Origin of the sequence: Enterobacter cloacae complex sp. 2021EL-01169, from assembly GCF_020733125.1 — a bacterium.
GTDB lineage: Bacteria > Pseudomonadota > Gammaproteobacteria > Enterobacterales > Enterobacteriaceae > Enterobacter > Enterobacter roggenkampii.
This window is the reverse complement of record NZ_JAJFTC010000006.1, coordinates 101,232-128,019: the sequence shown is the minus strand read 5'-3', so window position 1 is coordinate 128,019 and position 26,788 is coordinate 101,232. Positions and strand designations below refer to the sequence as shown.

Genomic DNA, 26,788 nt, shown 5'->3' with positions numbered 1-26,788 from the left:
CCTTAGATCAACTCATGTCTATCAGAATCAAGCGTGTTCTGGGGGCATAAAAGATGCCCCTATTTCTAGGTGCCCCCAATGAAACTGACAGCCTGACAAGTAGAGACCGCAAAACCTAAAGATAAGCCGTACAAGCTCTCAGACGGTGGTGGACTTTATCTTGAGATAGCAACCAGCGGCTCTCGCTCCTGGAGACTAAAATATCGCTACGGCGGTAAAGAGAAGCGCTTAGCATTTGGTGTTTATCTTGAACGTGACAGAAGAGAAGCGGCTAAAAAGACATTAGCTGCAGGAAGTGATCCAACAGAAGTAAAAAAAGCGGAGAAAATAGCCCAAAAGCTCAATATTGAGAACACCTTCGAAGCTGTAGCTCGTGAGTGACATCACTCAAAAGCCGATCGCTGGTCATTACGCTACTGCGATGAAATCATTGATACCTTTGAAAAAGATATTTTTCCTACATTGGTAAGCGCCCTATTGCTGAAAGCAAACCAATGGAATTACTGGAAGCACTCCGTCGCATGGAAAAGCGCGGGGCGTTAGAGAAAATGCGCAAGGTTCGTCAACGCTGTGGTGAAGTGTTTCGCTATGCAATAGTCACAGGCAGGGCCGAATATAACCCAGCACCGGATCTTGCAACTGCCCTGGCAACACCAAAGAAAACGCATTTTCCTTTCCTCTCTGCAGATGAGCTCCCGCATTTCCTCAAAGACCTCTCTGGCTATACTGGCAGTGTCATCCCAAAAACAGCAACATAGATCATCATGCTGACGGGCGTACGAACTCAGGAGCTACGTTTTTCCCGATGGGAAGATATTGATTTTGAAAAACGACTCTGGGAAATACCTGCCGAGGTGATGAAAATGAAGCGACCCCATATCGTTCCAATATCGAACCAGATAGTGGCCCTATTTGAATCGCTTAAACCGATTACCGGGCAGTATCCATTAGTGTTTATCGGGCGTAATGATCGAACTAAACCAATCTCAAAGGAAAGTGTGAATCAGGTAATAGAGCTACTGGGTTATAAAGGTAGGCTAACTGGACATGGCTTCCGTCACACCATGAGTACCATTTTGCATGAGCAGGGATTTAACTCAGTGTGGATTGAAACGCAACTTGCACACGTCGATAAGAATGCGATCCGTGGTACTTACAACCATGCGCAATATCTGGAAGGAAGAAGGGAAATGATGCAGTGGTATGGGGATTTTATTGATGAGCTAAGGATGAGAGAGGCTGTATTGAATAGGCATGTTGTGGGGTAAATACAACAATGATTTAGCCATCTATAAATCTAGATGGCTATTATTTGGAGTGTTTTTTTGTCTCCGAAGTGATTTACTTTAAATTCTGCTCTTTGATTCGGGTTCAAGTAGTCAAAACAACGGCAGCATCAGTCCAAAGGCCTTCAAACTGGCCTAGTCGTGACTACGGTCATGGGATCAGTCCATCCTACTGCTCAAGTTTTTCTAGAATTAAACAAGCTTCACGATTAAGAGTAATGAATTCCTGCCAGCTATATTGTTGTTGGTAGTTAAGCTGATACTGTTTTTCTACCTGGCAAATAAGCGGACGTGTTTCATAAATCGCGCACAGCTTTGTCTCCATCTGATAGTGACGACAAATGCCGTCACCACGATCGAGAAATTGCGTTTCACTGGCGCGATTGACGTGGCGACAACAAGCGCCGCACTGGTTACAGGGAAACGCGGGCGTTAGCGTCATAGCTTACTTAACCAGCTACGCACAGAGCGGGTATTCCCTGCTTCAAACGGTAGCGCAATATTACGGCGCTCAACCTCTGCACGCAGCAACAAACCACGCTCAATTTCACTATTCACCGCGTTAAGATGCAGCGAGAAACGCGATAACGCAGACGTATCAATAGCAAACTCTAACGCCGAAAGCTCCAGTAGATAACGATCGAGTTCAGCATTCACCTGCTGATAATACTCTAGTGCTTTCTGATACTTATCTTTAAACGTATCCAGAAACGCCCAGACCTTTTTCATCAATGCGCTGTGTTCAAGGAAGTAGTTCATCACCAGCGTCAGAAGACCGGTCGCCAGCGCGCCGCAGAAAGCCGCCAGTTCCGGACCAAAAGGAAAGACGAGCATCTTGGCTAAAGCTTCGTTAACCACCACACCAGCAGCCACGGCCACACCCGCAGCCACCAGCTTGCTCACCGCTTTAGCTAGCTGCCCCGGCGCTAACCCCTCAGGGTTAAAGACCATAACTTTAAAGGCCTGTACCAAATTGTTCCACATCTCACGAATCAGGCGCACCATCATCTTCTTAGTCGTAAAGAAGATATTGAAGAGCGTCGTCGTAATGCTGGAGAGCACGCCACCGATAGCACCGTCTTTAAAGGATGTCAGGAAAGTGCTGAATTTACTCTGCACTCGCTGCCAGACTGCGCGTAATGCCTCCGCCGCATCTTGCAGGAAGTCTCCGGCATCGAATGAACGACGATGCTTCTCGAACATCACCGGAATGCGCTCGCGGAACTCAAACCAGGTCTCTGCCAGAACCAGCCCCAACATCTGCCGCGTTCCCATGCGAAATGCATTGTTTATTGTGGCAGTGGCGACATTCTTCGCAAATTTGCTGCTGGTGTAATATTCCTGATTGATCGTACTGTTGTATTTTTCCCGCGCCTTTTTGTCAGCCTCTTTCATCCGTTCAAAATCGGCGGCTGCTTTATTTTCCAGCTTATTCAGTTGTTTTTGCTCTTGCTCGGAAAGCGTTGGCTGGCTGCGCAAACGGGCAATTTCCTGCGTGGTCGCAGCATGCTGTTCTTGTAGCGTTTGCACGAAGGCATCCATCGTTTTCGCCTTCTTCGCCTTATTCAGCGACTCATTCGTGAAGGTCAGATTTGATGAATCATTAGCCAGATCGGCACCATCGCATTCGGCAAGGATACGCCCTGGATCGTTGTGAATTTCATGGGCGGCAATAATATGGTCGAGATTCTTTTTATCATTAGCCGCAAATCTCTCACCAGTGTAGGTATCGGTCAACGTACCGGCCTCGTGCGCCTTTTTTCCCGCCCGGTTGGTGGCAATGTAGTTTTCGTGCCTATGGTAATGATGAGAATCATACCCTTCGCGTTGCTCGTACCGTTGACGCTCGGCATCGGAGGCATACACTCCCTCGCGAGCGTTATGAATGGTATTCACATCGCCGCCGTGTTTATCCTCCAGCAAGAGAAAATCCAACCCAAAAGAGGTAGTCAGACTCTTGACTACCGTCTGATGTAACTCTTCACCCCAGTCAAACCTGGCTGTGTTCATTGTGCTCGCCCATAGCAATACCGGGCAGATTCGCCCGGCGAGTTGATTAAATACGAGAAGAAAATGCGTCAAACTCAGAATCAGAAGCCGCCAGTTTTTCGTCCAGAATCTCTTTGTTCAGCAGGTTCATACCGTTGCTGTCGGTCTGCAGTTGGATCACGCCATCTTCGATAACGGCTTCACCGTTTTCCTGCGTCACCGGCTTGAACAACGGCGTGGTGATCACGTCGGTCATTATGGCGGCTAATTCATAACCATGGTCGATAATCGCCATGATCTCTTCCGACTCACTAATCTCGGTAGTGATATTCTTCTCATGACGTTCAACAATGATGGTATGCATCGCTTTCAGCGGCTCAAAGTAGTGCTGAATAAAGACGCTATGCATACGGGTGATTGATTCATAAATGCTATTTACATACTGCTGCACCTTCGTCAGCTGCGCTTCAGCCGCATTCATTTTTTCCACCGCCGCGGTCACTTCACGGGAGCTTTGATAAGCATTGTTAAGCGCCTTTTCGGCATGGCTATCGTAAGCCCAGCCCGCAATAGCAATCAGCGGAGCCACCACTGCACCGCCAAGCACCATCGCGCCGCCCGCCATCCCCCAACCACCTGCGGCCAGGGAACCACCACCAATCGCTGCCATTGTGGCGTTATACGCCGCCGCACCAGACAGGGCGGCGATCGGCGTACCGGTAGAAGCTGCGGCAAACGCCATCACGCCGCTGTACACGGCAAAACCAGCGGCAGCACCAGAAACCCCGGCACCGACGACCGTCGTCAGGTATTCCGTGGCGGAAATCGCCAAGTTCTGAATTTTATTGATGTTATGCTGTGGTACCTTCAGCTGAAGATCTTTATGCCCATCTTTCGCCATACGCGCCAGCAGATCGTCGGCAATCGTTTTAAACTCATTGAAATCTTTACCGATTTCCAGCTCTTTTTCACCCAGTTCGGCCAGTTTTTTCGACGTTGTTTCATTTGCCAGATCAAAGCTCTCTTTATGCTTATCAAAGCGACGCTGCGCGCGATCTAATACATCATCAGCTTCCGATTTTTTCTGGTAGCCATCATAAGCTTTTTTGCCGCCAAACGCCGTTGCCGCTGCCGCGACGCCCAGAATAATGAATGGTAATGCCATAGATAATAATCTCCTGTGCAATAAGTCGTTGTTACCCGCTACGCATCACATTCCTGAACAGGAACAGAGTCACGATCGACAGTGATGTAGTTATGCAGTAAGTTGATGACCGTTTTTTTCAACCATTCTGGTTCCAGAATTTCTATATTCGGTAACCAGAATAGAATTAGTGGAATAATTTGATTCTGATGTGCTGCCTTGCAAAGCAAAGTCACACCATCATTCTCTTCGCGAACCAATTCTTGCTGAGGCAGTAAGTCTCGTCTTGCGAAGTAGCCAGCAATACTGTGTTTAATACGCACCCGCACCTCAAACGTCTCTTCACTCACCCAAGGATCGCGATGCTCATCAATTAATGACAGTGTGGGGGTGTCTACAGCAAAATGCTCTTTCCGGATATCCAACCACCGAATTTTACCTAACGAAAAAGATTTTAGTTTTCCGTCCTCAGTCGCCTGCAGATACCAAATATTTTTCTGGTTAACTAATTTATAAGGATGAACAGTGCGCGTTTTGTCTTTATATAAAATATGACAGACGCTGTTTTTCTGAATCGCTTTTTCTAATAAGTTAAAATACTTTCGCAAATCATTTCTGACTGAATGTTCAGGGCGACCAAACTGAACTCTAACATGCTGTTCTGCAGCTCTTTTCTCTAAGCTAAGCCAAAAATCCTCATCTCTGTCAGGAAAAACCGCATCGGCGTCCAGCAACTTAGCCAGTGGGTAATGAAGAGCATCGTAGCGATTATTCTGAGCTCGAATAGGTATCAATCGATACTCTCCACCACCACACCCCTCTATAAATGAGGAAAGCATATTAAGATCACGATAGACCGTTCGTTCAGTAATATTAAATTTCCTCATCAACTGATAGCGATTCACAGCGCCACAAGTTTGTAGTTCTATCAGAATATCGACTAAACGTCCCGCTGAGCAACTCCTTGCTGAATCGGCCATAAGCACCTACTTTTCTGTTTCCCTGACATGGATTATATGTGAAATGCTGACATAGGTTGTCAGTTCATCGGCAGGTTTGCCAACTTTTTTAGGGATACTGGCAATTTTTTTTATCGTTAACAACATTAGATCGTTTTAGATATACGGATGGTGTTAAGTGGACTGATTGAATCGCCACGGGTTTAACAGACACCTCAGAGTCATTTAAGATGACTTAAAGATAGGTGCCCATGAGCGGTAAGCGTTATCCTGAAGAGTTTAAAATTGAAGCAGTCAAACAGGTTGTTGATCGTGGTCATTCTGTTTCCAGTGTTGCAACACGTCTCGATATCACCACTCACAGTCTTTACGCCTGGATAAAGAAGTACGGCCCGGATTCTTCCACTCATAATGAACAGTCAGATGCTCAGGCCGAGATCCGCCGTCTTCAGAAAGAGTTGAAGCGGGTTACGGACGAACGGAACATATTAAAAAAAGCCGCGGCGTACTTCGCAAAGCTGTCCGACTGAGGTACGCCTTTATCCGCGACAACAGCCGTTGCTGGCCTGTTCGTTTGCTCTGTCGGGTTCTGGATGTCCATCCGAGTGGATTTTATTTCTGGCTTCAGCAGCCACATTCGCAGCGTCACCAGACAGTTCAGATGCTGACCGGGCAAATCAAACAGTTCTGGCTTGAGTCTGGCTGCGTCTATGGTTATCGCAAGATCCATCTCGATCTGCGTGATACCGGACAGCAGTGCGGAGTGAACCGGGTCTGGCGGCTGATGAAGCGTGCCGGAATAAAAGCTCAGGTTGGGTACCGTAGCCCACGAGCACGTAAAGGCGAAGCCAGTATCGTGACACCCAACAGGCTCCAGCGGCAGTTCAATCCGGACTCACCGGATGAGCGTTGGGTGACGGACATAACCTACATCCGAACCCACGAAGGCTGGCTGTATCTGGCCGTGGTGGTTGACCTGTTCTCCCGAAAAGTTATCGGCTGGTCAATGCAACCCCGCATGACAAAAGAGATTGTCCTGAACGCATTACTTATGGCGGTGTGGAGGCGTAATCCTCAAAAGCAGGTACTGGTTCACTCTGATCAGGGCAGTCAGTACACGAGCCATGAGTGGCAGTCGTTCCTGAAATCACACGGTCTGGAAGGCAGAATGAGTCGTCGCGGTAATTGTCATGACAACGCGGTTGCGGAAAGCTTTTTCCAGCTACTGAAACGCGAACGGATTAAGAAAAGGATCTACGGAACGAGAGACGAAGCCAGAAGCGATATTTTTGATTATATGGAAATGTTTTATAACAGTAAGCGTCGGCATGGTTCGAGCGAGCAGATGCCACCGGCTGAATATGAAAACCTATATTATCAACGGCTCAGAAGTGTCTAGATTATCCGTGGCGATTCACACATGGTAAACGCAGTTTGCACCCCGACGACTCTTCAGAGGGCTGCATCATTGCTCCTCTGAGTGCCAGAAGGAGTATCTGGAAAAGCAACGATACGATATTGATTGTCAAATGAAGCATTTATTTTGTTTATTGCCATTACTCGTTGCAGTCAGTTCGCACGTCTCAGCAACGGAAATGACCGGCTTCGCGACCCGGTATTACGATGAAGACGACTCGCTGACGGAAATTTCAACAACAATGCCCCTTACCTCAACCATCACTATCGGTAAGAAAACCGTGCAAATGCAGGTTACTCATCTGGCGGACATCTCCAGCACACCAGTCAACAAAGACAGTTCCGCTCGTTGGGTCTGCCTTCATGACGACGATGGCACGAATTACTGGTTCATTTCTGATAACGAAATGGGTGCAGGATTGCTAACTGCGCTAGTTATAGCCAAAGATGGCATCCATAACGAGTGTGCTAAAACAACGGAACCTGTCAGAGTCTCAGTCGCTAATGTTCCATTATTAAATGCGACGCATGGGAATTTAGTCGAATTGTTCGGCAAGAAAGAGATCGCCAAAAAGAAAGCGATGCTTTTTTATCAGGAGACGCCAGTACAGAATGGATTCATCCAGAGTAATACGGTCTCTTATTACTTCGATGGCGAAAAAGTGCGTGGCGTAATCATCGGGCAAATTACCAGTAACTAGCTTGCAGACTCCCTCTCCAGAGGGAGGGGGCGTTAAACCTGCCCGCCCAACTGCATATGCAGCAACGGAAACGGATTCCCCTGCCCGTCCAGTTCCGAGCGTCCGACCTGCTCAAACCCCATATGGCCATAAAACGCGACGCCCTGCGGGTTCTGCTCATTCACATCCACTTCGTTCGCGCCGAACGCTGCGATGGCGTGTTGCAGCAGCAATTTCCCAACGCCCTTCCCGCGGCTCGCGTCGTCAACAAACAACATTTCAATGCGGTTTTCATCCACGCCTAAAAAGCCGTGAATAACGCCTGCGTCATCGCGAGCAATCACAACCTTGAGATTTGGCAGATAGGCGTTGAGCAATAGCGGGCGCAGCGCCGCAATATCGCTTTCCTGTAAAAAGTGATGGGTGGCGCGGACGGAGGATTCCCAGATCGCGACCAGACGCTCGAAGTGTATGGGGAGTGCGGTTTCAATTTTCATGGGGGAGATCATGATTGGAAAATCCTACTAATGCAAATCACGCTATGCGGCCTGCTCCCCCTCACCCTAACCCTCTCCCACAGGGAGAGGGAACTGACCGTGCGGTTTTTCATCCCCTACCCTAATCTCCATCACCGCATACACCCCGTCCTTCGGCACCACCACGGTGACGTTTTCCACCGGCACGCCCGCCGCGAGGTGGATGTCCTGCAGCTGCTGTAACGACCTCGGGTGAATATCCTCCCAGCCGATGCCCCGCAGCACAAAGTCAATCTGCGGGCTGCTGGTGAGCATGTTCGACACAATCACCGCGCCGCCGGGTTTGACCAGCCGCAGCGCGCGCTGGAGAAAAATCACCGCGTCGGTATCATTGAAGTATTCGAAAATCCCCAGCGCGTCGACCAGTTCGGCCTGGTGCTCGCCCAGCTCCAGCAGCAGGTCCTCGTTACGCACCAGCGTATGGAGCAGGTTGCGCCTGAGCAGCGTCAGCTGTTCGCCCACCACAATGCCTTCCTGCGCCGCCATGGTTTCCGCCCAGCTCAGCGCTACGGGATCTTTGTCCACCAGGGTGAGATAGACCTGCTGACCGTCGAGCTTTGCTTCGCGCAACGCCTCCAGCACCGGAATGGCGGCACCGCTCGCCAGGCTGACCCAGTTGTTCTCGCTTTCATTATGAATGTACTTATCCACCAGCGCGGCCAGCACCCGGGCGCGGGAGCGCACGCCAATCGCATCGTTAGCGTGGATAAACCACTGGCGGCTGTCGCTGTCCATTTTTGTGCCGTCGGGCAGGCGGTCCTCCAGCGGGTTTTGCACCACAAACAGCGCCAGCGCGGAGGGCACCAGCCGGGTGCGCCACGCGGTGAGCGCCGGGCGGTTGCGAAAGGCCTGTTCGGAATAGCGATTCTGCGGGACAAGCACGGCCAGCCCCCCTTCGTCGTATTCCACCCGCGGCGGCCGAAGCGCCGGCTCCGCTTTCAAGGCGCGGTCAAGGGAGGCGATCTCACGGGCAGCATCGTCTTTCATCGGCCACTGGTCGCTGACGTCGGGAAATGACGCGCTGAAAATCGTCATATTTTCCGGTGCATCGCCGCGAAAAGGCTGCCAGTTCATGTCGTCTTCCCTCCGTTAGGCTTTTAACGGAAGTCTATCCAGGCGTGCCAGTAATGCCCCAGGAAGAAAGCACGATTTTTATTGTTTCACCCACACCAGCTGGTCAACCCGGAAGCCCAGACTGCGCGCGGTGTTCAGGTAATCCTGCTTCACCGCATCCGGGATGGTCGGCGTGCGTGACAGGATCCACAGATAGTCGCGGTTCGGGCCGCTGACCAGCGCATACTGGTACTTATCGTCGAGTCTGATCACGTTATACCCGCCGTAGAACGGGCCGAAGAACGACACCTTCAGCGCGGCCGTGGTCGGCTCGCCGGTAAAGTACGCTTTGCCTTCGCTCTCATTCCACTTGTTCTTCACCGGATCGTACCCCCGGTTAAGCACGCTGATGCCGCCGTCGCTGCGCTTGCCGTAGGTCGCCGTCACCTGCTCCAGGCCGCGTTCGAAGCGGTTTTCCAGACGGGCGACTTCGTACCATTTGCCGAGATAGCGGCTGGCTTCGAAGTTGGTAATAGGCTGCACGCCTTTCGGCGGCGTGGGGGATTTACAGGCGACCAGCGTCAAAGCAATCGCAACACCGGTCACAACAGGCCATAGCTTCATGAGAATTCCTTTCATTTGCACGGTTGGATGTTAAGTGTAGTGCACCGTTTCGGCGCTTCATCCCCTTCGGGAAAATTCGTAGTATATTGAGAGTATTCCTCCACTCTGGACACGGACATGGCTTACTCCATCGGCGAATTCGCCAGACTCAGCGGCATCACCGCCACCACCCTGCGGGCGTGGCAGCGTCGCTACGGTTTACTCAAGCCACAGCGCACGGAAGGCGGCCATCGCCAGTACAGCGATGAGGACGTCCAGCAGGCGCTCAAAATCCTCGACTGGGTAAAAAAAGGCGTCCCGATCGGCCAGGTCAAACCGCTGCTGGAACGCCCGACGCCGGGCCGAACCAACAACTGGCAAACCCTGCAGCAGAACATGCTGCAACGCCTGCAGGACGGCAAAGTCGAGTCCCTGCGCCAGATGATTTACGACGCCGGGCGCGAGTACCCAAGGCCGGAGCTGGTCGCGAACGTGCTGCGCCCGCTGCGCCGCCAGGTCTCGGCTAACGTGGCCGCCGCCATGACCCTGCGCGCGATCCTCGACGGCATCATCATCGCCTATACCTCGTTTTGCCTCGAAGGCGATAAAAAAGCGCCGGGCGATAATATTCTGCTTAGCGGCTGGCACCTGAACGACCCGTGCGAGATCTGGCTCGAAGCCCTAACGCGCACCGGGCAGGGCCACCGCATCGACATTCTGCCAGTTCCGCCAGACGCCCTGGCTCCGGACATTTTCCCGGAGCGAAAATGGCTGCTGGTCACCAGCGGTAAACTCACCGCCGGGCGGAAAAAGCAGGTGGAGCAGTGGCAGCAGCAGGTATCGCTTGAAGTGATTATCCTCTGATCATTTTCTTCTGCGGGAATCTTCACGAAAAGTTGAATATTTTCCCGCGCCGCAAATGCTAACGTTTTCCTGTGACGAATAACTCCACAGGAAAACACCATGAAAAAAACTGTCCCTCTGCTGATCCTGGCCTCAATAGCCTTTGCCCCCGCCGCCTTTAGCGCCCCTGCCGGTACGCTGAGCGTCCACATTCTCGACCAGCAAACCGGGATGCCGCCATCAGACGTGAGCGTTACGCTGGAGAAGCAGCAGCAGGACAAATGGACCCCGATTGCCAGCGGTAAAACCGACCATGACGGACGCATCAAATCGCTTTATCCGCAGGATCAGGACATGCAGCCTGGCGTGTATAAAGTGACCTTCAAAACGGCTGAGTACTTCCACGGCAAAAAGCTGGACTCCTTCTTCCCGGAGATCCCGGTGCTGTTTACCGTGACGCGCACCAACGAGAAGCTGCACATCCCGCTTCTGCTGAGCCAGTACGGTTACTCGACCTATAAGGGCAGCTAAGACGCATTGATTCTAAAGGAATAAAAAAAATAGTTCCGCGAATACTTGGACAAATTAGTCATGTTGTGTAAGTTTTAATTATATGAACGGGAGGACCACACCATGACAACGAAACCTGTGCTCGGTATTAGCGGATGTTTGACCGGATCCGCCGTTCGCTTTGACGGCGGACACAAGCGTATGAGCTTCGTCATGGATGAGCTGGCCCAGTGGGTGAACTTCAGGCCCGTCTGTCCGGAAATGGCCATCGGCCTGCCGACGCCTCGCCCTGCGCTGCGTTTGATTATGACCACCAGCGGTGAAACGCAGATGCGCTTTAGCCACGCGCCTCACGAAGACGTTACGCAGAAAATGGCGGACTTTACGGCAGATTTTTTGCCGAAAATCGGCGATCTCGCCGGGTTTATCGTCTGCGCTAAATCCCCAAGCTGCGGCATGGAACGCGTGCGGCTGTATGATGAAAACGGCAACCGGGGCCGCAAGGAGGGGGTCGGGCTGTTCACCGCCGCCCTCCTTGAAACCTGGCCGTGGCTGCCCGTGGAAGAGGATGGACGTCTGCACGATCCGGTGCTGCGTGAAAACTTTGTCGAACGTGTTTTTGCCCTGCACGAACTCAACACGCTGCGTAAAAATGGCCTTACGCGCCGCGCGCTGCTGGACTTCCACAGCCGTTACAAACTCCAGCTGCTGGCGCACCATCAGGCGGGTTACCGTGAAATCGGCCCGTTCGTTGCCTCGCTGCACGAGTGGGAAGACCTGGACGCTTTCTTCGTGGCGTACCGGGAAAAGCTGATGACCATCCTGAAAAAACCCGCTTCGCGTAAGAATCACACCAACGTGCTGATGCATATTCAGGGGTATTTTCGTAACCAGCTGAACACCCGCCAGCGCGGCGAACTGCGCGACGTGATCCTGCATTATCGCAACGGACAGTTGCCTATCCTCGCCCCGATCACGCTGCTGAAGCACTACCTGGCCGAATACCCCGACCGGTATCTGATGACGCAAAACTACTTTGATCCCTATCCTGATGATTTGGGTCTGCGTCTGGCAGTCAAGTGATGAAAAAAATGCGAAGGCCCCATTGACCCGTAGAGGCCCAAAGCAGTACCCCGTTTAGACGACATCCTCACTGTCGTCTCTTTTTTGCATTTCATCTCAAAGACTGTGATTATATACAGGCTTATTCTGCGAAAGGGGCCTGCCTGTGATCCACACCCTGCACATTCAAAATTACCGCTCCATCCGCGAGATGTCGCTGGAGCTGGAGCAGCTCAACATTGTTTTTGGGCCGAACGGGACCGGAAAATCAAATATCTACAAGGCGATACACCTGATGCACAGCGCCGCGCAGGGGCAGTTTTCCCAGGCGCTGGCGAACGAGGGCGGCATTCTGAAGGTGTTCTGGGCAGGCAAAACCCGCAGCGACCAGCTGCGGCGGATGAACCTCGCGGTGGAAACAGAGAGCTACGAATACGAGCTGCAGGTCGGGTTTGTGGAGAAGCTGCCCTATCCCTCGCAGTTTCAGCTCGACCCGGTGATCAAAGAAGAGTCTCTCTGGCTGAGCGGCCAGCACCGTCGACCTTCGTCACAGCTGATGAAGCGCAGGAATCAGGCGGTGTTTCTGAATAACGTGCATCACGAGAAAGTGACCCACAGCGGCACGCTGTACGAGAACGAATCGGTATTCGGCCAGCTCGGCGAACCGCACCTTTACCCGGAAGTGTCGCAGATGCGCGAGTCCCTGCGTAACTGGCGCTTTTATCATGAGTTTTCTGTATCAATCGGCTCGGCGATGCGCGCCCCGCAGGTCGGTTTCCGCTCCCCGGTGCTGGCCAGCGACGGCGCCAATCTCGCGGCGGCGTTTCAGACCATTGTGGAGATTGGCGACGAGCTGCTGCTGATGCGCATCCTCGACCAGGCCTTCCCCGGCTGCGTGTTTTACAGCGACAACACCGGCGGACGTTTTCGCATGATGATGCAGCGCGAGGGATTGAGCAGGCCGCTGGAACCGGCAGAGTTCTCCGACGGCACCCTGCGCTTTCTGTGCCTGGCGGTAGCGCTGCTCAGCCCGCGCCCACCGGCGTTTATCGCGTTGAACGAACCGGAAAACAGCCTGCACCCGCAGATGCTGCCCGCCCTGGCGAGCTTAATCGCCGAGGCCAGCCGCTACTCGCAGATCTGGCTCACCAGCCACTCGCCGGAGCTGGCGACGTTGATTGAGAAGCAGAGATCGTTTTCGCTGTATCAGCTGTCGATGGTTGAGGGGGAAACGAGGGTGGAGAGGCTGGGGTAGTCTCAATGGGCACGGAGGCTGTTTTTTCGCATCTCGCTTCAGTGAAGCATGCCAATAAAGAACCCCAGATACCCGGCCCTGCTTAACCATATAAAGGGGCTGGTAAGGCCGGATCGCCGGATATTAATCAACTCTCTCATGGGGGCCAGGCCATCATTTTTGATAACGACATTTTTTGCACAATAGCGGCAATGCATAATCAGAAATAAAATTCCGGCGATCGCAAAACCAAAATAACTTTCGCGACTTCCCCAAAAATGAGTGCTTAACTTTAAATAAGTTAATCCCCAGATACTGACTAGAAAGACGATAAATGAACATGCCGCGATGTTCATGTCTCGCTTACTACCCAGACCAAAAAAGAGCGCATCAAAGAAAAACATCGTGGTAAGAGGTGACTGAACGCTTCTTCCCGTCACTTTACTAAAACGGACAAACACGACAGTTCCGATGAAAAATGCGAACAGCGCAATTCCTAATAGCAGATAAATCATTTAATTAGTCCTTTTTGAAGGGCCAGGATATGAGGTCGGGACTGTTAGAGCCGTTAGGTTTAGAGAGAAATGACTCAGCAAATACTGTAAAAACTTTCTTCAATCCTGCTTAGTGCGATATTTTATACTAACCAAAATCAATTAAGCGATTGTTTTTGCTCATCTGCGTCCTGCTTTTTCAGTTCAGACAGAAGCTGATATTTCTCGGCCTCAGCCTTCTCACTTGCGTATTTTGCAGTGAAGGTTGTGATGTACTTATCACCCAAAAACTGATTCTCAACCACAACCAAGTCCTATGATTTGTATTTTTTCATTTTCAAGAATAAATTCACAATAAACATGAGCGAACCAAAAACAACCCCATTAAAAAGGCTAAAGTTAAAGTCATCCAGGAAATTAGCAGACGAATAAGAAGGCCAATGTCCTTCTATCAATAAAACCGGGAATCTGCTAAACACCGAAACTAAAACACATCCGGCTAAAATAGTGACGAAACCCATAAGTAAAAAAAATAAGAAAGGAAAAAATCATTTTTTTCATTTTCAGTTTCCCCTGGCATAACTCTCGACTACTTTTCCATGTCTTTCAGATAGATAACCGCCTCCCGTAGCACCTGCTATCGCTGGTAATTGGTTTGCGGTACCACGCCGCTATCTCGCCCCGAGCCGTAGTGCATCGGATGGAAATAATGGTTGTAGAATCATGCCTTCATTAAAAATGAATATTTTTGGTGACAATGCCGCGACATCATAAATATTTTCAAGCACTAATCTTAAATTTGTTCTGAATATAGGTATATTTGCATCGTCTGCAATGACATAAACATTTTCATTTTTTAGCCAGGATTGACAGAGTAACTCATCACTTGTTTCAAAGTCTCTAAAGCTTATTTCAGACCAAGATATGTTTCTGCTAACAAAGGGATACCCTTCCAGAATAGTAGTTACTCGCTCTTCTTCTTTATCAATGATAGTGAAATCAGCACTAAGAGCCTCTTTACACTCTTCGAATAAACTCATGAGATCTACCTGTTCATTTATTTAAGCCTTAATGCTTTTTCCATTATCTCAAATAGTATTACTTGCTTAACACCATTTCCTGCCCCTTTGTATAATCTCTATCATTCATATGGATATCTTTTACAGGATCATAATCGACTCACCGCGCTGAGCCCACCGAAAATATTCCAATTATATTTCTCGGACAGAATTCTTCAGAAGATTCACGCTAACATTAATATGTAATTTAGCCGATTATAAGCACTGGATACCGCGACTATCCCTCGCCAGATTTAAGACAGACTGCCATTTCTTTATCGAAAGGTTTTTCCTCATTTCAGCTTAAAAACTTACTCTCAGCAACAACTAGTATTTTTTAAAAGAAATATACCAGCAACCTATACCAACAATAATCCCACCCAATGATGCGCCCTTAATAATCCTCACTAACTCAAAAAGACTTATCTCAACAGGGATATTACGAATGAAATAGAGATAGGCCTTTGCAAAAAAATAAGTTAGCAAAGCAATAATATCCATTGTTAAGATCAGCGTCAGCAAAATCAAAATAAAAGACATCAGCCATCTTTTTTCGTTCATTTTGCTGCTCCATTCTTGTTATTAGCAGGAGTAGATGGGTCTACCACCACATTAAATACTTCACCTGCAACGCCGCCGCCTGCAGCTCCAACAATCCCAGGCACTGGACTCAATCGATAAGGCTGAGATATACCATATCCAATATCCTCCCACTGTAAAGATTTCCACATGGGGTTAACAACGTCACCCAATATCGGTTCTATTAATTTATTACCTACTCCATAACCAATTGCTCCACCCAAACCACCGATAGTTCCGTAAAGGAATGGATTTTTTCCATCCAGGTAGCTTACGATGGCGCTGCTACCAGCATTGATAAGAACTGTTGATTCAAATCCAGTATAACGGGTTAAAGCACCGCTCCAGTAGGCAGCAATAACGTTTTTAGGATCAACGGAACCATTCATCACATAATCAACACCACCCACAGCTCCAGCACTGATGACACCAGAAATGACCATTGCTTCAGGAAGAATGCCTCCGGACATCACTGTTCCCACAGCCGCCATCGCCATCTGGCAGGATACCGGTGTACCTCCGCTGCAGGCTTCTTTAATCGCGGCCTGCTGCTCTGCCTGCCATTTTTCTGTCGTTCCCGGTTTTACAGCATTTGCAGCTGCCAGAACGCTGGCAAGGTTGTTATTCTCAGCACTATTTTTCCCTGCACTGGCCCCAGTCGCCGCACCAGCCGTATTTCCCCCGGCAATCCCGCCAGCTATGCCCGCTGAAACAGATGCCAGCGTACTCACGGTTTGCTTCTGCTCTTCCGTCAGCTTCGACGGGTCAGTATCGGGATAGAACTGTCTGGCGATAGCTGTCGCAATCAGTTCGCCGGATGCGGCTCCCACAGCGCCCGCTGCGGCACTGTTGCCCTGAAGGGCTGCGGTTACGCCGCCGAGGATGGCATGGGCAATCGCTTTTGCCGCCGTATCGTCATCAATGCCTGCATGATGGCCGATGATGTTCGCCAGCTCCGGTGCTGACGCGCCCGCCAGCGCCCCTCCGATATTGCCGCCCGCCAGTCCCTGCAGTGCTGCTGTGGCCGCCTGGATGCCGCGCTGCATGGCGCTGCCGGTTCCGTACGTCACCATCACGTCTTTGTATGCCTGGGTATCTCGCAGTTTCGCCAGATAATCCTGGCGCTGTTTCTCTGTCGCGTTTGCGGGAAGTGTTGCGCCGGTTTCTTTCTGGGCCGCCTTCAGCCCGTTAAGATCACCCTGCGTCCTGGCAATATCCGCCACCTGGCTGCCAATGTCGCTGATCATCCCAACTGCGTTCAGACGGTTCTGCTCTTTCTCCTTGTCGAAGATCGGGCTGATGCTGTCGTTGGCATGTTCGGTGTCGCGGCTCAGATCGGCCACGTCCTGCTTCTGGTTTGCCTTGTCGCGGATAGTGAGGGAGCCCTCTGCCACCGCGGCCTGCGTGGTGCCTTCCTTATGACCTTTGTTACCCGCAGCGGAGATCATGCCGCCCGGCAGGTTGCCCTGGAATTTATCCCCGAAGCTGCCGCCGCCGCTCAGGCTGATACCGGAGTGCGAGGTTTTAAAGTCCGCTTCGTTGTGGATATCGCTGAAGCCCAGCGTCCCGGTATCGAGGCTGTTTTTGTCCGGTGTGGCGGTAGAGGCGATAACCGCGCCATCAAGCTGGGTGTGATGCCCCACGGTGATATCGAAGCCGCCGTCCCCAGCATACAGCCCGGTTTGTTCGGCCACGGAATCAAAGCGGCTCTTCATCTTGTCCTGGCTGGCGTTGATATAGCCTGAACCGGACATGGTGCCGAAGGTGAAGCTGCCCCCCGCAGCAACGCTGGTCTGCTTGCTGTCGTAGTCGCTGTTGTTCTGCTGGCTGCGCATCAGCAGGTCGTGACCAACGTCTGCCACGATTTTATTGCCGTTAACCTGGGCGCCATCAAGCACGGTGTCGTGCCCGCTTTTTAGGGTGACGTTTTTGCCGCTGTCGATGGTGGTTTCGGTCCAGTCGGTACCGTTGCCTTTATCCTTGCCGTGCGCGGCGTTAACGTTGGCAAACACGCTGATACCCGCGCCGTTGCCTCCGGCACCGATGCTTACCCCAATACCGCCACCGCTGCTGCTGTTCTTGCCGCTGGTTTTTTGGGTATTCGCCGCGCCGGACAGCAGAATGTCGTTCTGTGCATCCAGCGTGGTGTCGCCCCCGGCTTTCAGCTGGCTACCCGCAATCACGATGTCGCCGCTGTTCGCACCTTTGTTTTTGCCGTTCGCGGTGATGGCAAGATTGTTGCCTGCGTTCAGCGTGCTGCCTGCCACCGCATCACTCTCAGCATGCTGCTGTGATTTCGACTTCTGGGTCGTCAGCGAGAGGCTCACACCCATTGCGTTCGGGTCGCCGGTGGTTGCCGCCATATCCGCAGCCTGCCCGGCCTGCACGCCGGACAGCACCGTTTTGGTGGCCTGAAGGGCTTTCAGACGGCCATCACTTTGCTCTTTGGTCTCCTGCGCCGCGCTCACGGCATTGTTAATAGCGCTACCGACGGTGCCGGAGAGCGCCACGGTGAGCCCGCTTTTCTTCTGCTCGAAGGTTTCATCCCGGGTGCGCTTGTCGTGCCCCGGCTCGATGATGACGCTGTCGCCGCTGAGGCTTAAATCTTTCCCAGCGATAAGATCCGCGCCGCCGATGTGGGCCTGGTTTCCTGCAGAAATCGCGACGTTACCCCCCGTCGAGCCCACCGTACTGAAGCTCTGACTCTGGGTGGTGCCTTTCTCACGAAGATCGTGCGTGCTTTTGCTGCTGCCGATGGTGAAACCAATCCCGCCCGAGCCCATCAGGCCGGATTTTTTCTCTTCCTTAAAGCGCCAGGAGGTATCGCTGTTCGTCGCAGCCACGATATCGACGTTGTTGCCCGCCTTAAGCTTCACGTCGCCGTCGCCCGCCACGGCGGAACCGTTCACCAGCAGGTTATTGCCTGCCACCACCTGCACGTTATCGCCGCTCAGCAATGAGCCGGATTCACGCGTCGCGCTGTTCTCCTCGATGGTGTGGGTGGTTTTCTTGCTCAGGAACCCTTTTTTGGTTTTGGTCTGCTCTTTGTAGTGATAATCGCTTTCGGTCGCGGTATTGAGATTGACGTCGCGGACCGCCGCCACGCCGATATCGCCCTTCGCCGTTACCTGCGCGGCTTCGGTGGTGACATCGCGCCCGGCGAGGATCTGGGTATTCGCCCCGCTGGCGATCTCGGTTCCCTGCTGGCGTACCGATTCGTTGATGACGGTTTTCTTGCCTGACTTATAGCTATCGCCCTGCGTGGTCTCTTCCGCCGCCAGATTCACGTCGCGACCCGCCTGCAGCCCGACGCTTTTCTCCGCCGCCAGCGCGGCGGCCTGCGCGTTGATATCCTGCCCGGCCTTCAGCACCAGGTTATCGCCTGCGGAAATCGTGGTGCGGTCGAGCCCGGTGCTATGGGACTCGCTTTTCCCTTTACGGCTGCTTTCTCTGGTCTGTGCCGCGTTCAGATTGAGATCGTTGCCCGCACTCAGCCCCGCGCTGCCGCCCGCCTTCAGGTCGCTGGCGGTCACGTCAAGGTTGTGCCCGGCGTTCACCAGCAGGTTGCCGCCCGCGGTGACGTTACTGCCCTGATACGTGACGGACGAACGGCTGGTTTTCGCCCGGCTGGAGCTGAATGCGTCGTTGATCTGATTCGCGTTGACGGCAATATCGCCCCACGCGTTCAGCAGCATATCGCCGCCGGAGGCCAGGTTCGCCCCGGTAACGGTGATGTTTTTCCCCGCCTCAAGCGACAGGCCATCCTGCGCGGTAATAGACGCCGTGTTGCCCAGCAGGGTGTCTTTCAGGCCGATCTTGCCGTACTTCCCTCCGGCGTTGATATCAATCTGCTCAACCTGGGTCAGGTTGTTGATGCTGCCGTCCAGGCTCTCCAGCGCGACCGTTTTGCCGCTGATGGTGGAGCTGATGTTATTGATATCGCCAATGGCGCTCAGGTTCAGGTCGCCGCCCGCTTTCATCAGGCCGTTGTTGAGGTTGCTGATGCTGTTCTGGCTGTCGAGCGTCAGGCTGTTTTTCGCCAGCAGCGAGCTGCCGTTGTTGGTGATGTCGCCGCCCTTCAGGGTGACGTTGTTGCCCGCGATTACGCTGCCGTTATTGACGGTGACGTCCTTCGGTGACAGGTAGAGTTTCGGCACCATCACGGTTTCACCGTTGACGGTGGCTTTCTCCCACCACAGCAGGCTGTGGTCGAGCGCGGCAATCTGATCGGCGGTCAGCGAGACGCCAAACTGCAGGCCCAGCGACTGCTGCGCCGCCGCGGCGTTGTCCATCAGATAGCGCATCTGATCCAGATCGGAACCGATGCCATTCAGGTAGCGGTTACCGGTCTGGTTGAGCACCACGTTGGAGACATAGCGGGTATCGAACGCCGCATCACCGAGGAAGCGGTAATCGTAATCCGGGTTCAGGTTGAGGCGGCCGAGCATATAGGACGAGCCGAGGAACTGCTTCTCGTCGGTAAACGCCAGCCGCGTCTCCTGCGGTGCAGTGGACGACGGTTTGACCCCGAGCATTGCGTTCAGGTCGGCAAACAGGGCGGGATCAAGCTGTCCGAGACCGTTCAGTTTCGGGTTGATGCTGATCAGGTACGGGCTTTTCGGGTTGTCGGAGAAGACAAAATAGCCGTTGTTGCCCGACGGAAGCGGGTAAGCGCTGGTATCGACGCGCTGGCCCTGGTAATGCCCGACGGCGCCGCCCTGAGCGGTTCTGAGATCGGCGGTGGTGACCCCGGCGTTCGCCAGTGCGCCCAGCTGGCCGAGGTTCGCGTTGCCTTTCTGCGTGGTGCCAATGTTGCTGAGAGGCGTGCCGGACGCGCCGCCGTTTTCCAGCGCGCCGCCGCCGTTAAGCTGCTGCAGCGCACCCTGGAGCTGATCGTTCCACTGCGGCGAGTTCACCGCCACGGTGCCGGTATTGCTCAGCCCCTGTTTTTGTACGCCGCTGCCGACGCTCTGGTTGCTGAGGGTGTTCAGCGACGGCGTGGAGATAACGTTACTAACGCCGCCCGCGTTCGCAGTGGTATTGGTGTTGCTGATGTTACTGGTGAAGTTTGCGGTAACGTTACCGCCCGCCTGGATGACGGCGCGATAAGTACTACTTTCACCAGTATATTCCGTTTTTTGTTCGCCTAGTTTATAGGGTACCCAGCTACGATACTTTCGCTGGTCATCATCCCACCAGTACCATTTACCCTCCCCGTATGACGACAACGGTGTCCATTTAGGGTCAGCACAATCTGAGAAAAACCACTCGCAATGATACTCTGCCTGCACGTAGGTAATACGTCGACCGGCTTCGGCTGAGAAATTGTTTAATGTCCCACCAGAAAGGGAGATATTACGCCCCGCCAGAATATTACTTGCGCGGTTATCCAGGGTTCCGGCATTAACAGTGATATCACGTCCAGCGGTGATACGAGCCGCACCTCCTGTAGCAGAAGCCTCTACAACTGACTCGCTGAGGATAAATTTTCTAATATCTTCACCGAGAAGACGATATACAATCCCACGTGTACACTGCCCGCTGTTATTGCCCCCACCTGCCCGACATTCTTCATATTCGTCAAACACCACGTTAGTGCCATTGTGCTTCCACTCTTCCAGACTGATTTCGATATCGGGTTTCTGCTTACCGTAATAGGAACCATGCAAATAAGGTGATTGCTTCGGAATGGCATCCGGGTATTGCTGCTCACGCTGATTGACGACCAGACCCTCTGCTTCATTACGCAAATACGCCGTCTTGATCGTAATATCACCATTCTGCGTCTCAATATTCCCCGACGTGTTCACCACCTGGCTGTTCGCATTTCCCGCCGCATCTCGCTGCATCCACAGGTTGTTTCCCGCCATGATGTCGCCGCGCTGGTTGGTGATGCTGTCGGCAAACAGCGCCAGATTATTCGCCGCGTACAACAGCGCGGTGTTGACGATGGCGCCCGGCGCGCTCAGGGTCAGCGAGCCGCGCGTGCCGGTGAAGCCGTCCACGGTAATGTTGCTCCGGCTGGCCACGGTGATATCGCCCCCGCCCTGCACCGAGCCCGCGGCGTTCAGCGCCACGCTGCTGCCGGAGAGCGTACTCGCGCCGCCGCCGGTGGTGATTTGTCCGTTGTTGCTGAGCTGCCCGCCCGCGTTCAGGTTGACCGCCTGCCCCTGCAGCACGCTGCGGTTATCAATGTCGCCGCCGCTGTTGATGGTGAGGGTTCTGCCTGCCGCCACGGCGGTTCTGCTGGTAAACGCGTTCGTCAGCTGCAGCGTTAAGTCCCCCAGGGACACCAGCTGGCCGGTCAGGTCCAGCCCCCGGCTCTGCAGCCACAGGTTGCCGCCGCTCAGCAGCTTGCCGCCCGCGCTCTGGGTTACCTGGTCCGCGCCAATATTCAGCTGCGTGTTGCCGAGCAGCGTGCCGCTGTTGTTCAGCTGGCTGTAGTTAACCGTCAGCTGTCCCGCCTGGGTGGTGCCCTGGCTGGCGAAATTGGTGCCGGTCAGGGTGGCGCGATCGGCCACCCACGTGCCGCCGTTGGTGGCGTTTGCCGCATTGAGTATCAGGTCAGTGGCCTGCAGCCAGCCGGTGCCGGTGAACTGCGGCGTGCCGAGCGTCAGGCGCGCGCCGGAGAGCAGCCTGCCGTCGTTACGCGCCTGCGAGGAGGCGGTCACGCGCGTCTCGCCGCCGCCCTGGATCAGGCCGTAGTTAAACAGCGCGGGCGTGGTCAGCGTCAGCGCATCGCGGCTGACGATTTCGCCTCCGCTGTTGTTGGTCAGCGTCCCGCTGAGGGCCAGCGTCGCGCCGTTATCGCCCTGCAGACGTCCGTTGTTGGTGAGCGCCCCGGTGGTGATGCCGAGCGTGCCCCCCTGCATTTTGCCGTCGCTGGTGACGGAGGCCGCCGTGACGTTCAGCGCCCCGCCGGACAGCAGGGTGCCGCCAGACTGCTGGCTGACCGCGCCGGTCTGGCTGAGGGTCAGGCCATTCACGCCGCTGATGGCGCCGCTGTTGCTGAGCGTGCCGCCCGTCAGCGTCAGGTTTTTCGCCGCCCACTGACCCTGGTTCGCCAGCGTCGCGGCCTGCAGCGTCGCCGCACCCAGCGCGGTGATCCTGCTGCCTGCGGTTCCGGTGAGCGTATCGGCCAGCGTCATCTGCAGCGCGTCGGCGCTCTGCACCGCGCCGCTGTTGGTGAGCGACCGGGCGTTAAGCAGGATGTTCTGTGCCTGCCAGCTGCCGGCGTTGGTCACCGCGCCGGACGCAATCGTCAGCGCGCCCTGGGTAAGAAGCTTGCCGCCTGCGCCGTTGATCAGCTCCTGCTGCGGCGCGGCCATCGCCATGCGCGCCATCAGCCGCTGCTGCCCCTGAACGGTCAGGCTCTGCAGACCGGTTAAGGTGCCCTGGTTGTTAATGCTGCTCTGATGCACCGCGAGGGTGTTCCCCTGCACGGTGCCGCTGTTTTTTAGGGTGCTGCCGCCGAGCGTCACCTCGCCCTCGCTGAGGAGCTGCCCGCGGTTATCCAGCGTCTGTGCGGTGATATCTGCCCGGCCCTGGCTCATCAGCGAGCCGGTTGAGGTCAGCGTGCCGCCGGTCGTGGCCGTCAGCGCTCCCTGGCTGAGCAGAGACCCGCCGTGCGTCCAGTCGCTGGCGCGGATGTCTGCACCGTTCCCCTGCAGCGTGCCCTGCGTGGTCAGCTGGCCTGCATCCAGCGTCAGCATGCCGCCGGAGAGGGTGCGCGAGGTCGCGCCCGTGGTCAGCGTGGTGCCGGTGAGCGCCAGGCCGTTCGTTCCCTGCATCAGCCCGCCGTTGTTCATATCGCGGGCAGTGAGGGACAGCGTACCGCCCGTGATGCGCCCCGGGTTCGCCAGGGTGTCCGCGGTGAAGGCGGTCGTGCCGCCGCTCTGCAGCAGCCCGGTATTCGTTAACGCCCCGCTGAGCGTGCCGCTGAGTCCCGTCTGCCCGTTCACCGTGCCGCTGTTGGTGAGGGTGGTGCCGGTCATGCCCAGCGTGGCGCCCTGCAGCGTACCGGCGTTCGTCAGCTGTCCGCCCGCCAGCGTGAAGCCGCCGCCGGAGAGCCATTTACCGTTCAGCTCGTTGATAAAGCGGTCGGCGGTGGCGTTAACCGCGTTGCTGCCCTGCATCAGGCCGCTGTTGCGCAGCTCAGTACCGCCTGCTGTCAGCGTTTTGCCCGCCACCGTGCCGCTGCTGTTCAGCGTCGTCGCGTTAAGCGCGGCATCGTCGGTGGCAACGATGTTCCCCGTGTTGGTCAGGGCATTGCTCAGGCCCAAATCCAGGCTCTGCGCCTGAATATCGCCACGGTTCGTCAGGTCGCTGCCCCGCAGGGTGAACCCGCCCTTCACCAGCAGCAGGCCGGCGTTATCGAGCGTGTCGAGGGATACGTTCAGAGGATTGCCGCTCACCAGCTGACCGGTGGCACCGTTGCTCAGCGCGCGGGTGGTCAGCGCCAGCGTGTCGTTACCCTGAAGAATCCCGGTGTTGTTCAGCTGCGCAGCCTTCACCGTGAGGGCTTTCCCGGCCAGCTGGCCGTCGTTGAACAGCTGCGCCGCCGTCAGCGTGAACAGATTCTGGCTGAGCAGGGCACCCGTGTTATCCAGCCTGCCGGTCGTGGAAAGGGTCAGGGCATCCAGCGTCTGAACGCTGCCCTGGTTATTCAGGCTCCCGGCGTCAAGCGTCGCGCTGCGCCCCTGAAGGCTGCCCGCGTTGCTGAGGGTTTGTCCGCTGAGCGTCAGGGTCTCGCCGCCCGTAACCTGGCCCTGAGGCTGGTTCGTGAAGGTGTTCCCGGACCAGGCCAGCGTGCTGCTGCCCTGAAGCAGGCCGCTGTTCTGCAGGTCGCCCCGCAGGGTCAGCACTTTCGCCAGCAGCTGGCCCCGGTTATCGGTCCTGTCGGCCTGGACGTCCAGCGCCTGCTGGCTGAGCACCTTACCGCTGTTGGTCAGCGTGCCGGTTACCGCCGCCGTCACGCCCGCTTCCCCCAGCGCGTTACCGGTATTCATCCACTCACCGGTGGCCAGGTTCAGGGTGTTGCCCTGCAGCAGCCCGGCGTTGTTCAGGGTGGTGTGGTGCAGGTCGAGCGCGCCGCCGGAGAGCAGCATGCCCGCCTGCTGGTTGCTGAGCTGTGTCCCGGTCGCCGTGAGGGAATGTGTCCCCTGCAGCGTGCCGCCGTTGGTCACCGACGCGCTGTTAAACTGCGCGTCGGTGCCGGCCATCAGCCCGCTGTTCGTCAGGCTGGCGGTGGTCAGCGTCAGGCCGTTCCGGGCAATCACCCGCCCGTCGGCATCGTTGCTGGCCTGTCGGGTCAGGTTCAGCAGCAGCGTGGTGGCGCTGAGCTCGCCGCTGTTGGCCAGCGTGTCGCCACCGAGCGTCAGCGTTCCGCTGCTGCGCAGCGCGCCACGGTTAGTGAGGTCTGCCACGCCGAGCGTCAGCGCCGAGTCCCCCTCGACGGTGCCCTGGTTTTGCAGGCTGTCCGCCGTGATGTGCAGGTCGCTGGCCGCAATATTGCCCGCGTTAGCAAACGCAGTGCCGTTCAGGGTGAGCCGGTCGTCCGCCAGCAGGCGTCCGGTATCGGTGTTGGTCAGGCTGAGGTAGTCGCTGCTCAGGCTGACGCCGTTGATTTCACCCTGGTTTGTCAGCGTGTCGCCCCGGAGGCGCAGCGTGCCGTCGGTGGTGATAAGCCCGCTGTTAGACAGCACCGGAAGGTTCAGCGTTAAATCCTGCGTGCTGTAGACCGATCCGCCCGCGAGGTTTGTGAGTAAACCGGTCTTCAGGCCGAGCAGGGTGGTCCCCTGCAGCAGTCCGCTGTTCTCCACCGAGGCAGCGTCCAGCGCCAGCGTACCGGCAACCAGCGTACCGCTGTTGGTGATGCGTTCAGGAGCCGTCAGGGTCATGCGATCCGCTTTTGCGACGCCGGACTGGAGGATGTTCTGTCCGCTGAGCGCAATGGCGCTGGCGGTAAGCTCTCCGCCGCTGGTCAGGTCGCCGGTCGCGTTAAAACTCAGCGCGTTACCGGTGGATTTCCCGGCGTGCGCAAGGGTGCCCGCCGTCACCGACAGAGCGCCTTTCGCCGCCTGCGTGCCGTTCAGCGCGGCATTCTGCGCCTGCAGGGTAAGCCCCTGCCCGCTCTGCAGATGCGCATCCTGGCCGGTGGTCAGGTCGCCGGTGCTGACGGTTAAGGCCCCCGCCGCGTCCGTCTGCCCGTTCAGGCTGGCGCTGCGGGTCGCGGTAATCTGAACATTACCCTGACTGGTGGTACGGGACGCCTGACCGCTGGTCAGGGTGCCGGTCTGCGCCGTCAGCGCCGTCGCGCCGGACAGGGTGCCATTCTGTTCCAGCACGTCTGCCGTCACGCTCATCGCCCCGTCAGCCAGCAGGCTGCCGCTGTTACGCAGGGTCTGCTGCGCCGTGACGTTTGCATTGCCTTTCGCGCTCAGCGTGCCCCGCTGCTCCAGGGTACCGGCGCTTAGCGCCAGGTTGCCGGCGCTCTGCAGAGTACCGCTGTTAGTGACCGTCTGCCCCTTCAGGGTAACGTCGTTACCCTGCACCGTGCCGCCGTTTGTCAGCTCTCCTGCGTTCACGTCAAGGTGGCCTTTCGCTGCCAGCTGGCCGCTGCTGGACACCCTGTCGCCGGAGAGGGCAATGTCACGCCCCGCATTCACCTGCCCCTGATTACTGACGGCGCTGCCCGTCAGGCGGACATCGCCCGTGGCATCGGCCCGGCTCTGGCCGTCCATCACCAGCTGTCCGCCACTCAGGGCCAGATTCTCTCCTGCCGAGACCGCACTGGCCGTGGATGACAGCGTGCCGCCGCTGCTGAGGGTCGCGCGGGTATCGCTACCGCTGCGGGTATTCGTCAGCGTGATATCTTTCCCGGCCGCCACGCTGAGCGCGCCTTTGCTGGTGACGCTGCCGCCGCGCTGCGTCAGGCTGCCGTCGGTGGACAGCGTGGTGTCGGCCTGGCCTGTCAGCGTCGCATCCGCAAGCGCCATTCCCTGTTTGCTCGTGACGGTTAGCGCCCCGCCCTGTGCCGACACGCCGCCGCCGTTGACGGTCAGGGTAGCTTTACTGTCCAGCGTCGCCGCGCCGCGGGAGACCAGGGAGGTATTGCTGAGCGTCATCGCCTGCCCGCTGCTCACCGACAGCGCGCCCGCGCTGTTTGTCCCGCCGCCCGTCGTCTGCACTTTCCCCGCAGCGGAAAGGCGCATATCGCCCTGGCTGGCGAGCGTGCTGTTATTGAGTTCCACATCCTGCGAGCTGGCCACATTCAGCGCGCCCCCGGCCTGATGGCTGCCGTTGAGGACCACTCCCGCGCCGTTCGCGGTAATCGAGCCGCT

Annotated in this window: 18 protein-coding genes and 1 pseudogene; 7 read left to right on the top strand and 12 right to left on the bottom strand. The window is 55.5% G+C overall.

The window, feature by feature from the left end; all coding sequences use genetic code 11:
• The first annotated feature begins 78 nt into the window (after window positions 1-78).
• A pseudogene (locus LLF79_RS16170) lies at window positions 79-1,268 on the top strand (tyrosine-type recombinase/integrase).
• Between the two features lie 187 nt (window positions 1,269-1,455).
• Here the strand turns inward: LLF79_RS16170 and LLF79_RS16165 are convergent.
• From LLF79_RS16165 to LLF79_RS16150, 4 genes are read right to left on the bottom strand one after another with little or no spacing between them, the layout of a single operon-like run.
• Complete coding sequence (locus tag LLF79_RS16165; protein WP_061353835.1) at window positions 1,456-1,728, bottom strand: YkgJ family cysteine cluster protein; 273 nt, start codon at window positions 1,726-1,728, stop codon at window positions 1,456-1,458.
• Window positions 1,725-3,296: an ATP--cob(I)alamin adenosyltransferase gene (locus LLF79_RS16160; RefSeq protein WP_025910640.1), complete on the bottom strand. Its 1,572-nt coding sequence runs from the start codon at window positions 3,294-3,296 to the stop codon at window positions 1,725-1,727. Before LLF79_RS16160 ends, LLF79_RS16165 begins: the two co-directional genes overlap by 4 nt.
• Before the next feature lie 46 nt (window positions 3,297-3,342).
• Window positions 3,343-4,440 carry a hypothetical protein gene (locus LLF79_RS16155; RefSeq protein WP_025910642.1) on the bottom strand — a complete coding sequence of 366 codons (1,098 nt, stop codon included), beginning with the start codon at window positions 4,438-4,440 and terminating at the stop codon, window positions 3,343-3,345.
• A gap of 38 nt (window positions 4,441-4,478) precedes the next feature.
• On the bottom strand, window positions 4,479-5,399 hold the full coding sequence (locus LLF79_RS16150) for a YafY family protein (protein WP_025910644.1): 921 nt from the start codon (window positions 5,397-5,399) through the stop codon (window positions 4,479-4,481).
• A gap of 230 nt (window positions 5,400-5,629) precedes the next feature.
• Between LLF79_RS16150 and LLF79_RS16145 the strand changes: the two genes are divergently transcribed.
• Both LLF79_RS16145 and LLF79_RS16140 read left to right on the top strand, forming a co-directional pair.
• Window positions 5,630-6,777 (top strand): IS3 family transposase gene (locus LLF79_RS16145; RefSeq protein ID WP_227879878.1). Its coding sequence is split into 2 segments (ribosomal slippage): window positions 5,630-5,867 and window positions 5,867-6,777, totalling 1,149 coding nucleotides; the frame shifts between segments, so codons are not numbered across the junction.
• Between the two features lie 130 nt (window positions 6,778-6,907).
• Window positions 6,908-7,495 (top strand): hypothetical protein, encoded by a 588-nt coding sequence (locus LLF79_RS16140; protein WP_224162534.1) that lies wholly within the window; start codon window positions 6,908-6,910, stop codon window positions 7,493-7,495.
• Between the two features lie 32 nt (window positions 7,496-7,527).
• Here the strand turns inward: LLF79_RS16140 and LLF79_RS16135 are convergent, their stop codons facing one another.
• From LLF79_RS16135 to LLF79_RS16125, 3 genes are all read right to left on the bottom strand, one after another.
• A complete protein-coding gene (locus tag LLF79_RS16135) occupies window positions 7,528-7,971 on the bottom strand; it encodes an acetyltransferase (RefSeq protein ID WP_213802772.1) in 444 nt (147 codons plus the stop codon).
• A gap of 66 nt (window positions 7,972-8,037) precedes the next feature.
• Complete coding sequence (locus tag LLF79_RS16130) at window positions 8,038-9,084, bottom strand: class I SAM-dependent methyltransferase (protein WP_047745850.1); 1,047 nt, start codon at window positions 9,082-9,084, stop codon at window positions 8,038-8,040.
• Window positions 9,085-9,162: 78 nt separating this feature from the next.
• Window positions 9,163-9,687, bottom strand: a complete 525-nt coding sequence (locus LLF79_RS16125) for a lipocalin family protein (RefSeq protein ID WP_008500115.1) — start codon at window positions 9,685-9,687, stop codon at window positions 9,163-9,165.
• A gap of 117 nt (window positions 9,688-9,804) precedes the next feature.
• Here LLF79_RS16125 and LLF79_RS16120 point away from each other — a divergent pair, with 117 nt between their 5' ends.
• The 4 genes from LLF79_RS16120 (at window position 9,805) to LLF79_RS16105 (ending at window position 13,336) form a co-directional block, all read left to right on the top strand.
• Window positions 9,805-10,530 carry a MerR family transcriptional regulator gene (locus tag LLF79_RS16120; protein WP_008500116.1) on the top strand — a complete coding sequence of 242 codons (726 nt, stop codon included), beginning with the start codon at window positions 9,805-9,807 and terminating at the stop codon, window positions 10,528-10,530.
• A gap of 99 nt (window positions 10,531-10,629) precedes the next feature.
• Entirely contained in the window at window positions 10,630-11,040 is a 411-nt protein-coding gene (uraH, locus tag LLF79_RS16115; protein WP_227879877.1) for a hydroxyisourate hydrolase, read from the top strand.
• Window positions 11,041-11,142: 102 nt separating this feature from the next.
• Window positions 11,143-12,102, top strand: a complete 960-nt coding sequence (locus LLF79_RS16110) for a DUF523 and DUF1722 domain-containing protein (RefSeq protein WP_008500118.1) — start codon at window positions 11,143-11,145, stop codon at window positions 12,100-12,102.
• Window positions 12,103-12,247: 145 nt separating this feature from the next.
• Window positions 12,248-13,336: an AAA family ATPase gene (locus LLF79_RS16105; RefSeq protein ID WP_046091941.1), complete on the top strand. Its 1,089-nt coding sequence runs from the start codon at window positions 12,248-12,250 to the stop codon at window positions 13,334-13,336.
• 38 nt (window positions 13,337-13,374) lie between these two features.
• Here the strand turns inward: LLF79_RS16105 and LLF79_RS16100 are convergent, their stop codons facing one another.
• The 5 genes from LLF79_RS16100 to LLF79_RS16080 all read right to left on the bottom strand — a co-directional run bounded on the left by LLF79_RS16100 (window position 13,375) and on the right by LLF79_RS16080 (window position 26,398).
• Window positions 13,375-13,830 (bottom strand): hypothetical protein, encoded by a 456-nt coding sequence (locus LLF79_RS16100; RefSeq protein WP_039267095.1) that lies wholly within the window; start codon window positions 13,828-13,830, stop codon window positions 13,375-13,377.
• A gap of 137 nt (window positions 13,831-13,967) precedes the next feature.
• Window positions 13,968-14,114, bottom strand: a complete 147-nt coding sequence (locus LLF79_RS16095; protein ID WP_193148956.1) for a hypothetical protein — start codon at window positions 14,112-14,114, stop codon at window positions 13,968-13,970.
• A 366-nt stretch (window positions 14,115-14,480) separates the two neighbouring features.
• Window positions 14,481-14,849 carry a hypothetical protein gene (locus LLF79_RS16090; protein ID WP_045414816.1) on the bottom strand — a complete coding sequence of 123 codons (369 nt, stop codon included), beginning with the start codon at window positions 14,847-14,849 and terminating at the stop codon, window positions 14,481-14,483.
• Between the two features lie 345 nt (window positions 14,850-15,194).
• Window positions 15,195-15,428 carry a hypothetical protein gene (locus tag LLF79_RS16085; protein ID WP_045414814.1) on the bottom strand — a complete coding sequence of 78 codons (234 nt, stop codon included), beginning with the start codon at window positions 15,426-15,428 and terminating at the stop codon, window positions 15,195-15,197.
• On the bottom strand, window positions 15,425-26,398 hold the full coding sequence (locus LLF79_RS16080) for a hemagglutinin repeat-containing protein (protein WP_375542347.1): 10,974 nt from the start codon (window positions 26,396-26,398) through the stop codon (window positions 15,425-15,427). The genes LLF79_RS16085 and LLF79_RS16080 overlap by 4 nt, the downstream gene beginning before the upstream one ends.
• Between the last annotated feature and the right edge of the window lie 390 nt (window positions 26,399-26,788).

What these genes read in the sequence shown, in the direction of transcription:
- LLF79_RS16165 (WP_061353835.1), bottom strand. Translation starts at nt 1,728, where the DNA reads ATGACGCTAACGCCCGCGTTTCCCTGTAACCAGTGCGGCGCTTGTTGT.
- LLF79_RS16160 (WP_025910640.1), bottom strand. Translation starts at nt 3,296, where the DNA reads ATGAACACAGCCAGGTTTGACTGGGGTGAAGAGTTACATCAGACGGTA.
- LLF79_RS16155 (WP_025910642.1), bottom strand. Translation starts at nt 4,440, where the DNA reads ATGGCATTACCATTCATTATTCTGGGCGTCGCGGCAGCGGCAACGGCG.
- LLF79_RS16150 (WP_025910644.1), bottom strand. Translation starts at nt 5,399, where the DNA reads ATGGCCGATTCAGCAAGGAGTTGCTCAGCGGGACGTTTAGTCGATATT.
- LLF79_RS16140 (WP_224162534.1), top strand. Translation starts at nt 6,908, where the DNA reads ATGAAGCATTTATTTTGTTTATTGCCATTACTCGTTGCAGTCAGTTCG.
- LLF79_RS16135 (WP_213802772.1), bottom strand. Translation starts at nt 7,971, where the DNA reads ATGAAAATTGAAACCGCACTCCCCATACACTTCGAGCGTCTGGTCGCG.
- LLF79_RS16130 (WP_047745850.1), bottom strand. Translation starts at nt 9,084, where the DNA reads ATGAACTGGCAGCCTTTTCGCGGCGATGCACCGGAAAATATGACGATT.
- LLF79_RS16125 (WP_008500115.1), bottom strand. Translation starts at nt 9,687, where the DNA reads ATGAAGCTATGGCCTGTTGTGACCGGTGTTGCGATTGCTTTGACGCTG.
- LLF79_RS16120 (WP_008500116.1), top strand. Translation starts at nt 9,805, where the DNA reads ATGGCTTACTCCATCGGCGAATTCGCCAGACTCAGCGGCATCACCGCC.
- uraH (WP_227879877.1), top strand. Translation starts at nt 10,630, where the DNA reads ATGAAAAAAACTGTCCCTCTGCTGATCCTGGCCTCAATAGCCTTTGCC.
- LLF79_RS16110 (WP_008500118.1), top strand. Translation starts at nt 11,143, where the DNA reads ATGACAACGAAACCTGTGCTCGGTATTAGCGGATGTTTGACCGGATCC.
- LLF79_RS16100 (WP_039267095.1), bottom strand. Translation starts at nt 13,830, where the DNA reads ATGATTTATCTGCTATTAGGAATTGCGCTGTTCGCATTTTTCATCGGA.
- LLF79_RS16090 (WP_045414816.1), bottom strand. Translation starts at nt 14,849, where the DNA reads ATGAGTTTATTCGAAGAGTGTAAAGAGGCTCTTAGTGCTGATTTCACT.
- LLF79_RS16085 (WP_045414814.1), bottom strand. Translation starts at nt 15,428, where the DNA reads ATGAACGAAAAAAGATGGCTGATGTCTTTTATTTTGATTTTGCTGACG.